Annotated in this window: 11 protein-coding genes and 3 rRNA genes; 1 reads left to right on the top strand and 13 read right to left on the bottom strand. The window is 41.0% G+C overall.

Annotated features, from left to right (window positions below; genetic code table 11):
* Positions 1-49: 49 nt before the first annotated feature.
* The 10 genes from metG to ACEE93_RS00235 form a co-directional block, all read right to left on the bottom strand.
* Positions 50-2,017 carry a methionine--tRNA ligase gene (metG, locus tag ACEE93_RS00280; RefSeq protein ID WP_449156160.1) on the bottom strand — a complete coding sequence of 656 codons (1,968 nt, stop codon included), beginning with the start codon at positions 2,015-2,017 and terminating at the stop codon, positions 50-52.
* A gap of 66 nt (positions 2,018-2,083) precedes the next feature.
* Positions 2,084-2,917, bottom strand: a complete 834-nt coding sequence (gene rsmI / locus ACEE93_RS00275; protein ID WP_449156328.1) for a 16S rRNA (cytidine(1402)-2'-O)-methyltransferase — start codon at positions 2,915-2,917, stop codon at positions 2,084-2,086.
* A gap of 4 nt (positions 2,918-2,921) precedes the next feature.
* Positions 2,922-3,167 carry a GIY-YIG nuclease family protein gene (locus tag ACEE93_RS00270; protein WP_449156162.1) on the bottom strand — a complete coding sequence of 82 codons (246 nt, stop codon included), beginning with the start codon at positions 3,165-3,167 and terminating at the stop codon, positions 2,922-2,924.
* Positions 3,160-3,885 carry a tRNA1(Val) (adenine(37)-N6)-methyltransferase gene (locus ACEE93_RS00265; protein ID WP_449156163.1) on the bottom strand — a complete coding sequence of 242 codons (726 nt, stop codon included), beginning with the start codon at positions 3,883-3,885 and terminating at the stop codon, positions 3,160-3,162. The genes ACEE93_RS00270 and ACEE93_RS00265 overlap by 8 nt, the downstream gene beginning before the upstream one ends.
* Before the next feature lie 10 nt (positions 3,886-3,895).
* Positions 3,896-4,255 (bottom strand): DNA replication initiation control protein YabA, encoded by a 360-nt coding sequence (gene yabA / locus ACEE93_RS00260; protein WP_449156164.1) that lies wholly within the window; start codon positions 4,253-4,255, stop codon positions 3,896-3,898.
* A gap of 12 nt (positions 4,256-4,267) precedes the next feature.
* Positions 4,268-5,071 (bottom strand): PSP1 domain-containing protein, encoded by an 804-nt coding sequence (locus tag ACEE93_RS00255; RefSeq protein ID WP_449156165.1) that lies wholly within the window; start codon positions 5,069-5,071, stop codon positions 4,268-4,270.
* 5 nt (positions 5,072-5,076) lie between these two features.
* The gene (locus ACEE93_RS00250; protein WP_449156166.1) at positions 5,077-6,006 is read right to left on the bottom strand and encodes a DNA polymerase III subunit delta'; all 930 of its coding nucleotides are present in this window, start codon (positions 6,004-6,006) and stop codon (positions 5,077-5,079) included.
* A gap of 133 nt (positions 6,007-6,139) precedes the next feature.
* Entirely contained in the window at positions 6,140-6,469 is a 330-nt protein-coding gene (locus tag ACEE93_RS00245) for a cyclic-di-AMP receptor (protein WP_449156167.1), read from the bottom strand.
* A 118-nt stretch (positions 6,470-6,587) separates the two neighbouring features.
* Positions 6,588-7,202 carry a dTMP kinase gene (tmk, locus tag ACEE93_RS00240; RefSeq protein ID WP_449156168.1) on the bottom strand — a complete coding sequence of 205 codons (615 nt, stop codon included), beginning with the start codon at positions 7,200-7,202 and terminating at the stop codon, positions 6,588-6,590.
* Positions 7,202-8,545 carry an aminotransferase class V-fold PLP-dependent enzyme gene (locus ACEE93_RS00235; protein WP_449156169.1) on the bottom strand — a complete coding sequence of 448 codons (1,344 nt, stop codon included), beginning with the start codon at positions 8,543-8,545 and terminating at the stop codon, positions 7,202-7,204. Before ACEE93_RS00235 ends, tmk begins: the two co-directional genes overlap by 1 nt.
* Before the next feature lie 74 nt (positions 8,546-8,619).
* On the opposite strand from ACEE93_RS00235, the gene ACEE93_RS00230 reads away from it, so the two are divergent.
* Entirely contained in the window at positions 8,620-8,811 is a 192-nt protein-coding gene (locus tag ACEE93_RS00230; RefSeq protein ID WP_449156171.1) for a hypothetical protein, read from the top strand.
* A gap of 403 nt (positions 8,812-9,214) precedes the next feature.
* Here the strand turns inward: ACEE93_RS00230 and rrf are convergent.
* From rrf to ACEE93_RS00215, 3 genes are all read right to left on the bottom strand, one after another.
* A 5S ribosomal RNA gene (rrf, locus tag ACEE93_RS00225) occupies positions 9,215-9,329 on the bottom strand.
* Between the two features lie 73 nt (positions 9,330-9,402).
* Positions 9,403-12,324, bottom strand: a 23S ribosomal RNA gene (locus ACEE93_RS00220).
* 273 nt (positions 12,325-12,597) lie between these two features.
* Positions 12,598-14,148 (bottom strand): 16S ribosomal RNA (locus ACEE93_RS00215).
* The 16S, 23S and 5S rRNA genes sit together here, the layout of an rRNA operon.
* Between the last annotated feature and the right edge of the window lie 460 nt (positions 14,149-14,608).

Raw genomic sequence — 14,608 nt, 5'->3', positions numbered from 1 at the left:
ATGACACAGCTTTTATTATAATCAGCTCTTATTTCTTTAAACGACGATCTTATTTAATAATCGCACCATTTGGAATGGCATTTGGTAAGCTTACCAATGTTAACACGCCATCTTTTTCAGCAGATAAAATCATACCTTCTGATTGTTGACCCATCAATTTCGCAGGTTTTAAGTTTGTAACCACAGCTACTTTTTTACCAATAATATCATCTGGTTGATAAAATTTAGCAATACCTGAAATAATTTGACGCTGTTCGTTACCTAAATCTACTTGAATTTTAAGTAATTTACTAGATTTTTTAACTTTTTCAGCATCACTAATCGTAGCTGCTTTCAATTCCACCTTATCAAAATCTTGAATGTCTATCATCTCTTTTGAAGGTTCAGGCGCTTCCTCTTTTTTCGGAGGTTGCATAGATGTTTTAATAAATTCCACTTCAGATTCTACATCTAAACGCGGGAATATTGGTGTCGGTTTAGATGTCACTGTAATAGGTTCTGTTAATTGACCATATTGTTTTAAACTTTCAAACCCATGCAATGTGTCGTTGTTAATGTTCAACTGATCAAATATTTGATATGGCGCATTAGTTAAAAATGGACGTAATAACACTGCCGCAAAGCGAATATTTTCAACAAGATGAGCCATCACATTGCCTAACATATCTTTTTGCGTTTCATCTTTAGCTAAAATCCATGGTGTCGTTTCATCGATATATTTATTCGTACGAGAAATAAACTTCCATACTGTTGAAAGTGCCACAGAGAATTGTAGACTTTCCATACTTTCATCGTATGTGGCTACTGTATCTAACGCAAGTTGTTCCATCGCTTCATCTAACTCATGCTTTGGACCTTGATAAGCTGGTAATTCTCCGTCAAAATACTTATTAATCATTGAAATAGTACGATTAACAAGGTTGCCTAAATCATTCGCTAAATCATAGTTTGTGCGATCCACGAACGCTTCCGGTGTGAATACACCATCTGAACCAAATGGTAATTCGCGCATTAAATAATAACGTGTCGCATCTAAACCATAACGATCAATCAATACATTAGGATCCATTACGTTCCCTTTAGATTTACTCATTTTGCCGTCTTTCATTAAAATCCAACCGTGAGCAAACACTTTTTTCGGTAATGGCAGATCTAAAGCCATTAAAATAATCGGCCAAATAATTGAATGGAAACGGACAATTTCTTTTGCCATTAAATGAATATCTGCTGGCCAATATTTTTGGAATAAGGCATCATCATCAGTGCCATAACCAAGTGCAGAAATATAGTTCACTAATGCGTCTAACCACACATATACGACGTGTTTTGGATTAGAAGGTACTTTGACACCCCAATTAAAAGAAGTTCGTGATACAGCTAAATCTGATAAACCTGGTTTAATAAAGTTATTGATCATTTCGTTTTTTCGTGATGGCGGTTGAATAAAATCAGGATTCTCATCATAAAAAGCTAATAAACGATCTGTATATTTCGATAGCTTGAAGAAGTAACTTTCTTCCTTAACAAGCTCTACATCATGACCTGAATCCGGGCTTTTACCACCAACAATTTTGCCGTCTTCATAAACAGGGTCGACCAGTTGTGTCTCAGTGTAAAATGTTTCATCCGGAACTGAGTACCAACCTTCGTATTCTCCAAGATAAATATCGCCTTGTTCTAATAGTTTTTCGAAAATCTTTTCTACTACAACTTGGTGACGTTTTTCAGTTGTACGAATAAAATCATCATTGGAAATATCTAATTTTCGCCATAAGTCTTTAATCCCTTGAATCATCTCATCCAAGTATTCCATTTCAGTTTTACCTGCTTGTCGTGCTTTTTCTTGAATTTTTTGTCCATGCTCATCTGTACCTGTTAAATAGCGCACATCATAGCCTTGTAATCTTTTATAACGTGCAATGACATCGCCTGCTACTGTTGAGTACGCATGACCAATGTGTAAATTACCGCTCGGGTAGTATATAGGTGTCGTAATGTAAAACGTATCTTTTACCATTAGCGCTCCTCCTCATTTCTTATCTTATTAAATATATCTAACTTTTAGCGTCTTTTCAATGCTCGTTCACTCTATACGGTGATATATATTATAGACTGTTTTGCTCGACATGTGACGATCCTCTGCCACTTTTTTAATGGCTTGTTTCGGTTTCATGTCTTGCTGTATATACTGTTCAACATGTTCGTGTATCGTTAGGGAATCATAATCTGGCGTATCATCTTGAGGCTCGGCACCTTCAATCACGATAACAAATTCTCCCTTTAACGGGATATCGTTATCAAGTTGTGTCACAATCTCTGAAACCTCACCAGTTACGATTTGCTCAAATTTCTTTGTAAGCTCTCTACCTAATGCGATGCGACGCTTTGAATCAATCGCCTGAATCACTTGTAATGTCTCTTTCACTCGAAACGGCGACTCATATAATAATAGTGTACTATCCTCATACATACGTTGCGTTAAAATTGCCTTTTTATCTCGTGACTTGCGCGGTAAAAATCCAATAAAAGTATATGTAAAGGAAGGTAAGCCACTCGCCATTAATGCAGTTAATCCTGCGTTAGGTCCCGGAATGGGCACAACCTTAATGCCTTCTTCCCGAGCACGAACGACAAGTTCATAACCTGGGTCTGATATTAAAGGGAGTCCTGCATCGGAGACAAGTGCAACATCTTGCTCAGCATGCAACACATCAATCAGCGCCTCAGTCATCTGATGCTTATTATGTTCATGATATGATTTTAATGGCGTCGTAATCTCAAAGTGATGACAAAGTTTTTTCGTCACACGAGTATCTTCACACGCAATGATATCCACTGTTTTTAAAGTTTGGATCGCCCGAAATGTCATATCATCTAAGTTACCAATCGGAGTTCCTACTAAATATAATACCGCCATCTCGTCACCTCTTAATCAATTGCAGTTTTTGTGCACGCGTTAATCGTTTGATTGCTGCTTCTCTTTTTAACGCTTCGGATTTTGTCGGAAACACTTCGTGATACATGAGTTGCACTGGTAGTCTTGCCTTCGTATACTTTGCACCCTTACCTGCATTGTGCTTTGTCATTCGTGCTTCTAAATTATTCGTATAACCTGTATATAAAGAATGATCGCTACATTGCACAATATAGGTGTAATGATTAGCCATAATAAATACGCCTCATTTCCTCTGTATACTCATTTTGTTCATTATACATATAAAAAGGTTCGGCAATTTTCAAGCCTTGATTGCCGCCCTTACGACCTTCTACCACAATCGTTTGGGCCGCTTTATGAGGTTTACTGTATACGAGTTGCAACTGTTTCGGCTCAATACGGTAACGTCGCATCGCTTCAAATATATCTAACATACGCTCTGCACGATGCACCATGACGATGCGCCCTCCTTCTTTTAACACATGTCCTGCCACCCTTAAACAATCATCTAAAGTACAAAGCAGTTCATGACGGGCAATTTTATGAGCTTCAAGTTGATGTTGATGCGTTTGATTGACCTTAAAATAAGGAGGGTTGCAAGTGACTAAATCATATTGAGCAGGTGTACATTGATGTGGGATGTCATTTATATCCATGTGAACCATGTTAATCTGCTGTTCAAGCCCATTATATTGGATGCTTCGTTGGGCCATATCCACTAATTCAGCTTGAACTTCCACACCTGTAATAGGTTGCGTACTTTTATGCGATAACACGAGAGGAATGACCCCATTACCACTACATAAATCAAGGATATGATCACGTTTACGAACTGTCGTAAAATGCCCTAATAATAACGCATCTGTCGAAAAAGAAAAATAGGCATCATTTTGAATAATATACAAATTCTCTTTAATTAAATGATCTAGCCTTTCATTCTGTCCAATCATCAAAGCACCTCTACTCCATCTTGTTTAATACATTGAGACAAAACATACAATCTTCACCTTGACGGTGCTTTCCAAATACATCATGACAAATATGGAATCCTTCGTTGTATAATTTTGCAAAGTATTCTCGACTTTGTCTTGGCTTTTTAACAGGTTGTTTATTAGGAGTAGACGTTGCAGTTGGTTGTGTCACACGCGGCTCTTTTTCGTCGTTCATCAATGATTTTAGATTGTCATTTTCAATTTGTAATGCAACATTTTCTTCAACAAGCTCTACCGTTAAAGACTTTAACTGTTGCATATCGTTATACATTCGTGTCACACTCTCTTCGACTTGCATTAATCGATCAAATAAATCATTTCGGTCCAATCGTTTATCCTCCTAATTTAAAGTCTCTAACTCTTCCATATCATATTCCATCGGTTGTTCCATACCTTCTAAACGTACTTGAAGTGTAATATTAATAATATTTAAACTCACTACTTCACCTTGTCCTTCAGGTGTTTGTATATAATCACCCACATCTGGCAACTTTTGACGTGCTTCCTCATAGTCATCATTTTCATATTTCAAGCAACACATTAAGCGTCCGCATGCCCCTGAAATTTTACTAGGATTCAATGATAAGTTTTGATCTTTAGCCATTTTAATAGAAACTGGTTCAAAATCACCTAAAAATGTAGAACAACATAACGTCCGTCCACAAGGGCCAATGCCACCTAAGATTTTCGCTTCATCTCGCACACCAATTTGTCGAAGCTCGATCCGTGTTTTAAGCTTTTGCGCCAACATTCTTACTAACTTACGAAAATCTATACGCTCATCCGCTGTAAAATTGAAAATAATTTTCGCACGATCCAGTGTGTACTCGCAATTGACTACACGCATGTCTAACCCTAATTGCTCGACAAATCCTTTGCATAACTCAAGTGCGTCATTAGCAGCAATTTCATTATTTTCATAACGTATTAAATCTTCCTCAGTCGCAATACGTAACACTTCGGGAAGTGGCAAAGCAATATCACTTTCATCAATCATTCGTTCAGTATATTTAACAACACCTAACTCTTTCCCTCGTTTAGACTGAACAATGACCTTTTGATTTTCATCTAAGTCTAGTGATTTAGGCGAAAAATACTCAAGTGCGTTAGATTTTTCGAAATAGACGCCAACTACTGATAGCATTTAAATCACCCCTTTACATTGATTGCTATATATTCAAAAACAAGCGTCGGATTGACATTTTGATTTAATTTCTTATGTGCATCTGTAATTAAATCAATCACGTGTGTAATTTGAGCATAACTCATATTTTGAGCCAATCGTTGGTACACATCTTGTAAACCTGAAAACGTATAACGATCTGACATGTCTACCTTGGTATAAAGTAAGTCTTGAAAGAACGCATTGATTGCCGATAATACCAATAATTGTATACGTCGATTTTTAGCGTGTTTCATCAATTCAACAACACCAATTAAAGCCATATCACGAGCAGTTAATAAACGTTCACACCATTGTAGGACTACTTTACGTAATGCCATTAAATCAATGGCTTCATGAAGTTGTGTCGCAACTTCATATTGCGTCGTATATGTACTTAATATTTCTGCAATCGGTTGTGTGATGGTCTCTTGATTTGTTAACTTTTGAATAAATGTATGACGTTCAATAGGTCTAAAGTAAACATGTTGGCAACGTGAATGAATGGTGTTTAAAATTTGTTCAGGTTTAGTAGAAATTAAAATTGCGATGGTATTTTCGGGTGGTTCTTCTAAAAACTTTAATATACTATTTTCACCCTGAGTGGTCAGCTTTTCAAAATCTTGGATAATGTAGACTTTGTATGCTCCTTCGATAGGCAATTGGTTCATATGATGCACTAAAGATTCAACATCTTCTTTTTTAATCGTCGTTTCGTCATTTTGAACATATCGAAAGTCTGGATGGTTATGCTCAGTCACTTTTGTACGGCATTGTGTCTGATCATCACATAAAATCAACTGCGCAAATGCATACGCTGTTGAAGACATCGCTTCAGCATCATCACCCTCAAATAAATAAGCATGAGAAAGTTTTTGATTATAATACGCCTTCGTTAATTGCTCCAGCTCTGTCATGACACACGCCCCTCCATTTAAATCTATCTATGCTGTCCTGTAACTTTTAAAAATTAAATGCGATTATAAAAAGGTTGAAACAGTCAATGTATGTCGAAACGCACATCAACTGTTACAACCCCTCATGTCATCTTTAAAATTGATGGAATGAATCAATTGGCATTACGAACACAGTCGCGCCACCAACCTCTACTTCAACCGGGTAAGGAATATAAGAATCTGCGCTACCACTTAACGGAGTAATTGGCGTAACGAGTTGCTCTCTATTACCACATGTTTCTTCGATTAAAGTGATGAGTTCATCGACTCTATCATCATTCACACCACATAAAAATGTTGTATTTCCTGAACGTAAAAAGCTTCCTGTTGTAGCAAGTTTTGTTGCACGAAAATCATTTTTAGCAAGTTTATCCGAAAGTTCTTGACTATCTTGATCTTGAACAATCGCGATGATCATTTTCATTGTATATACACCTCTTGCTCACTATTATACCACATCTCTCAGTAGGTCTAAATTGACATCTTTCAAAAGATTCTATTAAATTTCTTTTACGTTAAAAACGATTTTTAACGGCATTAAATTAATCGTCTATGTGTGACTTAATGATACGAACAGCTTCCTCAATCACTTGCTCAATTGGTTGATTCGCATCTATAACATGAAAACGGTGTGGTTCAGCTTCTAAAAGCATTTGATAGCCTTCTGTTACACGGTCATGAAACATAATATCTTCTTTATCTAAGCGATTTTGTACACGCTGATTCTCTTCAATACGTTGACGTCCTACTTCTGCTGGAATATCTAAATATAAAGTAATATCAGGATAGCGCCCTTCAATCGCAAACTCATTAATCATTTGCACTTGTTCTACTCCAATGTCACGCGCATAACCTTGATACGCTAAAGAACTGTCGATAAAGCGATCACATACTACAATTTGACCTTTCTCTAAAGCAGGTAGTACTTTTTCAACCAAATGCTCACGTCGTGCCGCTGCAAATAATAAAGCTTCTGTTCGTGGATCCATTGAAAACCCTTCAAGCAAGATTTGACGAATCGCTTCTGCTGTTTGGACACCACCTGGTTCACGTGTTGAAATCACATCATAATGAGGTGATAGTTCTGCCATCACACCTTTTAAAAGTGTTGTTTTTCCTGAACCTTCTGGACCTTCTATCGTAATAAATAAGGACATTATTCATCATCCTCCACTTTAATATAATGGTGTCTTAAACCTTCTACTCGAAGGTGTTGTTCACACCAATAACCTATTAATTCTATCATATCTTGTGTCACAATTTCTCCTTTATACATTACAGGAATACCTGGCGGATAAGGCACAAGATGTTCAGCTAACTTTAAGCCTTGCGCATGTTGATAATGAACGTCCTTGATACTTTGACACAATGCGCCTTGATACTTTCCTTTTTTAGTATACAAAGGAGGCACGTCCACGTGAGATTGTGGTTGATGAGGGGTCACACGAATATGTGTTAGACGCTCCATTAATGCTTCAAAAGGATAACGGTCATTCAAATACCACAACGGTAAAATCCATAAAACCGAATACGTATCAGATAGTTCGACAAAAATTGATTGGGACTCCATTAATGCCTGTAACGCTTCCCCGGAATAACCTTTACATCGAATCACAAATTTCAACGGATCATCCATCGTCTCTACTTCATAACCACATTGTACCAACCGATGCAGAAGCTGTTCACGCTTGTTAAAAAAGTGAGCACCTTGATAATGACTATAAAAATGATGTGCTTGCTCTAGGCTCACCATTAATAAATAAGACGGACTAGACGATTGAAAGGTCTGCAATAAATGAATTACCTGATCTCGGTAAGGTGCATTTTTATGAATAAATAAAACAGAGCTCATCGTCAAACTTGGCAACGTTTTATGATAGGACTGCACGACATAATCTGCCCCGTACGACATACTTGATTTCGGGAAACCTGATAATCCAAAATGGGCACCATGTGCTTCATCGATAAATACAGGAATATCCTGATTATGAAAATGGTCAATCAATTGTTTCACATCAAACAATTCTCCGTAATAATTAGGATAAGTCGCAATAGCTAACTTATGATTTCGGTGATCCATTGAATGCCACTGAGGATTAAAATATTGATACGTGGTTGGACTGATCTCAGTAGACATCATATCAGCTTCTTGATTTGCTAAATCTAATGCGTTAAACACTGATTTATGGACATTACGTGCCATACAAATATTGCCTGCTATCGCAGAAAAAGCATGTACAACAGCTAAAATACCACTCGTCGTTCCATTTACAAGATAAAAAGCATCATAATCTTCATGCTTATTAATCGAGTTCATGCTTTGACGCAACACTTCTTCAGGATGATGTAAATCGTCGAACCCAGTAATTTCAGTTATATCATAGGTCCCATCAACATATTCCAAATCTCCAATCGTCCCATTTTTATGACCAGGCACATGCATTGAAATAGGACGTTCTGCTCGCCATTGAGCCAACTTATTCCATAAATAACGTGTCATTACTTTTCCTCCCACATACTTTATACAACTACAATTATACTTTAGAATAAAAGCCGAGGTGATATGAAATGACAATCAACATCACACTAGATTGGAACCAAACCTTTCAAGAATTTCAAGACATCTTAAATAGTGGCATACATCCAAAATGGTTATATGCGGCAACCACTAATATGATATTAGAGCCAGCATATACAGGGCAAGGCAAACAATTCTTTTACACCAAAGACATTATCAAAGCCAGCAAACAAATGCCATTTTTCTAACAAAGTGCGGAACAAAGCGTTTAGAAATTGAGCAGAATCTAGCAAGAAGCGAAAATTGTTCTTTAATTTTTGCGCCTTGCGTAGTTCTGTCGAAATTTCTGCTTTGTGGAGCCGGATTATACAAAGTGCGGAAGAAAGCGTTTTGGCCCCGAGCAAAATCGCCCAGGAAGCAGAAATTGCTTTCCAAATTTATGCGCCCTGGGCTTTTTGTTGAGGGGACAGCTTTGTGGAGCCGGATTATAACAAAGTGCATATAAGACATCCACTATTTAAGAAATAACAATAAATTACTTATATCTAAAAATGAACCAATGACATTGGAAACGTCACTGGTTCATTTTTTTACGATATATAAAAAGTGGTATGTATTCCATCAGAAATACATACCACTTTTATTTATATTACCTGGCGCCGTCCTACTCTTGCGGAACGTCAGTCCGACTACCATCGGCGCTAAAGAGCTTAACTTCTGTGTTCGGCATGGGAACAGGTGTGACCTCTTTGCCATTGGCACCAGATAAACTTGAATGTATTATACATTCAAAACTAGATAGTAAGTAGATTTTCAAGCAATCGCCTGAGTTATTAAAATTGATTAAGTCTTCGATCGATTAGTATTCGTCAGCTCCACGTATCGCTACGCTTCCACCTCGAACCTATTAACCTCATCATCTTTGAGGGATCTTATAACCGAAGTTGGGAAATCTCATCTCGAGGGGGGCTTCATGCTTAGATGCTTTCAGCACTTATCCCGTCCATACATAGCTACCCAGCTATGCCGTTGGCACGACAACTGGTACACCAGAGGTATGTCCATCCCGGTCCTCTCGTACTAAGGACAGCTCCTCTCAAATTTCCTACGCCCACGACGGATAGGGACCGAACTGTCTCACGACGTTCTGAACCCAGCTCGCGTACCGCTTTAATGGGCGAACAGCCCAACCCTTGGGACCGACTACAGCCCCAGGATGCGATGAGCCGACATCGAGGTGCCAAACCTCCCCGTCGATGTGAACTCTTGGGGGAGATAAGCCTGTTATCCCCGGGGTAGCTTTTATCCGTTGAGCGATGGCCCTTCCATGCGGAACCACCGGATCACTAAGTCCGTCTTTCGACCCTGCTCGACTTGTAGGTCTCGCAGTCAAGCTCCCTTATGCCTTTACACTCTTTGAATGATTTCCAACCATTCTGAGGGAACCTTTGAGCGCCTCCGTTACACTTTAGGAGGCGACCGCCCCAGTCAAACTGCCCGCCTGACACTGTCTTCCAGCACGATCAGTGCTGCGAGTTAGAAATCCAATACAATTAGGGTAGTATCCCACCAATGCCTCCACGTAAGCTAGCGCTCACGCTTCTAAGGCTCCTACCTATCCTGTACAAACTGTACCGAATTTCAATATCAGGCTACAGTAAAGCTCCACGGGGTCTTTCCGTCCTGTCGCGGGTAACCGGCATCTTCACCGGTACTATGATTTCACCGAGTCTCTCGTTGAGACAGTGCCCAAATCGTTACGCCTTTCGTGCGGGTCGGAACTTACCCGACAAGGAATTTCGCTACCTTAGGACCGTTATAGTTACGGCCGCCGTTTACTGGGGCTTCGATTCGTGGCTTCGCAGAAGCTAACCACTCCTCTTAACCTTCCAGCACCGGGCAGGCGTCAGCCCCTATACATCACCTTACGGTTTAGCAGAGACCTGTGTTTTTGATAAACAGTCGCTTGGGCCTATTCACTGCGGCTCTTCGGAGCGTGAACCCCAAAGAGCACCCCTTCTCCCGAAGTTACGGGGTCATTTTGCCGAGTTCCTTAACGAGAGTTCGCTCGCTCACCTTAGAATTCTCATCTTGACTACCTGTGTCGGTTTGCGGTACGGGCACCAAATATCTAGCTAGAGGCTTTTCTCGGCAGTGTGAAATCAACGACTCGAGGAAACAATTTCCTCTCCCCATCACAGCCTGACCTTACGAGTGCCGGATTTGCCTAACACTCAGTCTCACTGCTTGGACGTGCACTCCAACAGCACGCTTCGCCTATCCTACTGCGTCCCCCCATCGCTTAAAACGATTGTTGGTGGTACAGGAATATCAACCTGTTATCCATCGCCTACGCCTATCGGCCTCAGTTTAGGACCCGACTAACCCAGAGCGGACGAGCCTTCCTCTGGAAACCTTAGTCAATCGGTGGACGGGATTCTCACCCGTCTTTCGCTACTCACACCGGCATTCTCACTTCTAAGCGCTCCACATGTCCTTGCGATCATGCTTCACCGCCCTTAGAACGCTCTCCTACCATTGTCCAAAGGACAATCCACAGCTTCGGTAATATGTTTAGCCCCGGTACATTTTCGGCGCAGTGTCACTCGACTAGTGAGCTATTACGCACTCTTTAAATGATGGCTGCTTCTAAGCCAACATCCTAGTTGTCTGGGCAACGCCACATCCTTTTCCACTTAACATATATTTTGGGACCTTAGCTGGTGGTCTGGGCTGTTTCCCTTTCGAACATGGATCTTATCACCCACGTTCTGACTCCCAAGTTAAATTATTTGGCATTCGGAGTTTGTCTGAATTCGGTAACCCGAGAGGGGCCCCTCGTCCAAACAGTGCTCTACCTCCAATAATCATCACTTGAGGCTAGCCCTAAAGCTATTTCGGAGAGAACCAGCTATCTCCAAGTTCGATTGGAATTTCTCCGCTACCCTCAGTTCATCCGCTCACTTTTCAACGTAAGTCGGTTCGGTCCTCCATTCAGTGTTACCTGAACTTCAACCTGACCAAGGGTAGATCACCTGGTTTCGGGTCTACGACCAAATACTCATTCGCCCTATTCAGACTCGCTTTCGCTACGGCTCCACATTTCCTGCTTAACCTTGCATCAGATCGTAACTCGCCGGTTCATTCTACAAAAGGCACGCCATCACCCATTAACGGGCTCTGACTACTTGTAAGCACACGGTTTCAAGTTCTCTTTCACTCCCCTTCCGGGGTACTTTTCACCTTTCCCTCACGGTACTGGTTCACTATCGGTCACTAGAGAGTATTTAGCCTTGGGAGATGGTCCTCCCAGATTCCGACGGAATTTCACGTGCTCCGTCGTACTCAGGATCCACTCAAGAGAGAATCAGCTTTCGACTACAGGATTGTTACCTTCTTTGATTAACCTTTCCAGGTTATTCGTCTAACTCATTCTTTTGTAACTCCATAAGAGTGTCCTACAACCCCAACAAGCAAGCTTGTTGGTTTGGGCTCTTCCCGTTTCGCTCGCCGCTACTCAGGGAATCGATTTTTCTTTCTCTTCCTCCGGGTACTAAGATGTTTCAGTTCTCCGGGTCTACCTTCTCATGTGCTATGAATTCACACATGGATAACACGACATGACTCGTGCTGGGTTTCCCCATTCGGAAATCTCTGGATCACAGCTTACTTACAGCTCCCCAAAGCATATCGTCGTTAGTAACGTCCTTCTTCGGCTTCTAGTGCCAAGGCATTCACCGTGCGCCCTTAATAACTTAATCTAGACGTTCTGATAAACGCTTGCATTCTATCAATGCCAAACGTTACCATCACCAGTTATTAATTATGTGAGTCGTTTTTCAACGACTAGCGATAATTGTTTGTTTTAAGCGTTCGCTTGTAACTCGGTTTTTGCTTGGTAAAATCTATACTTACTTATCTAGTTTTCAATGTACAATCATGAATCCTCATTAATATGAGCATTCAAAACTGAATACAATATGTCACGTTAATCCGCTTATCACCTGAAGGTGATATTCCGTATATATCCTTAGAAAGGAGGTGATCCAGCCGCACCTTCCGATACGGCTACCTTGTTACGACTTCACCCCAATCATTTGTCCCACCTTCGACGGCTAGCTCCAAATGGTTACTCCACCGGCTTCGGGTGTTACAAACTCTCGTGGTGTGACGGGCGGTGTGTACAAGACCCGGGAACGTATTCACCGTAGCATGCTGATCTACGATTACTAGCGATTCCAGCTTCATGTAGTCGAGTTGCAGACTACAATCCGAACTGAGAACAACTTTATGGGATTTGCTTGACCTCGCGGTTTCGCTGCCCTTTGTATTGTCCATTGTAGCACGTGTGTAGCCCAAATCATAAGGGGCATGATGATTTGACGTCATCCCCACCTTCCTCCGGTTTGTCACCGGCAGTCAACCTAGAGTGCCCAACTTAATGATGGCAACTAAGTTTAAGGGTTGCGCTCGTTGCGGGACTTAACCCAACATCTCACGACACGAGCTGACGACAACCATGCACCACCTGTCACTTTGTCCTCCGAAGAGGAAAACTCTATCTCTAGAGCGGTCAAAGGATGTCAAGATTTGGTAAGGTTCTTCGCGTTGCTTCGAATTAAACCACATGCTCCACCGCTTGTGCGGGTCCCCGTCAATTCCTTTGAGTTTCAGTCTTGCGACCGTACTCCCCAGGCGGAGTGCTTAATGCGTTAGCTGCAGCACTAAGGGGCGGAAACCCCCTAACACTTAGCACTCATCGTTTACGGCGTGGACTACCAGGGTATCTAATCCTGTTTGATCCCCACGCTTTCGCACATCAGCGTCAGTTGCAGACCAGAAAGCCGCCTTCGCCACTGGTGTTCCTCCATATCTCTGCGCATTTCACCGCTACACATGGAATTCCACTTTCCTCTTCTGCACTCAAGTTTTCCAGTTTCCAATGACCCTCCACGGTTGAGCCGTGGGTTTTCACATCAGACTTAAAAAACCGCCTACGCGCGCTTTACGCCCAATAATTCCGGATAACGCTTGCCACCTACGTATTACCGCGGCTGCTGGCACGTAGTTAGCCGTGGCTTTCTGGTTAGGTACCGTCAAGAAGTGCACAGTTACTTACACATTTGTTCTTCCCTAACAACAGAGCTTTACGATCCGAAGACCTTCATCACTCACGCGGCGTTGCTCCGTCAGACTTTCGTCCATTGCGGAAGATTCCCTACTGCTGCCTCCCGTAGGAGTCTGGACCGTGTCTCAGTTCCAGTGTGGCCGATCACCCTCTCAGGTCGGCTACGCATCGTTGCCTTGGTAAGCCGTTACCTTACCAACTAGCTAATGCGGCGCGGGTCCATCTATAAGTGACAGCAAGACCGTCTTTCACTGTAGAACCATGCGGTTCAACATGTTATCCGGCATTAGCCCCGGTTTCCCGGAGTTATTCCAGTCTTATAGGTAGGTTACCCACGTGTTACTCACCCGTCCGCCGCTAACGTCAAAGGAGCAAGCTCCTCGTCAGTTCGCTCGACTTGCATGTATTAGGCACGCCGCCAGCGTTCATCCTGAGCCAGGATCAAACTCTCCATATTAGAGTAAGCTTGATTTAGCTCGTTGATTGATTAAGTCAATCACTCTTAGTGTTTCAACACTATTTTATCGGAATTAACGTTGACATATTGTCATTCAGTTTTCAATGTTCATGTCTTTCTTTTTTGACTCGACAAGAATTAATTATACATAAGTCATTCACGAAAGTCAACACTTTTTTAAAATTAATTTTTGTGGTCTTTGTTGCGAGCTGTAATGTCTCTCAACAAGATATAACTATACAGGTATTCAACCCTTTTAACAACACCAAAATTTACACTCTTTAATTCTATTTAACACTTTAACGGCTCATTTACATTTTTTCATATCAAAAATAATTACATTTAAATCGCACCCATCGTGATTATTACTTAAAAAACCGCTTCTATAACAAACCAAGCATGCCATCTTCTTATTTTCAATCCCATTACTACTATATATTCTATTCATCAAAAAAGATGA

The sequence above is a fragment of the Staphylococcus sp. 11262D007BW genome (assembly GCF_053547815.1).
This window is presented reverse-complemented; position numbering and strand designations above follow the sequence as displayed.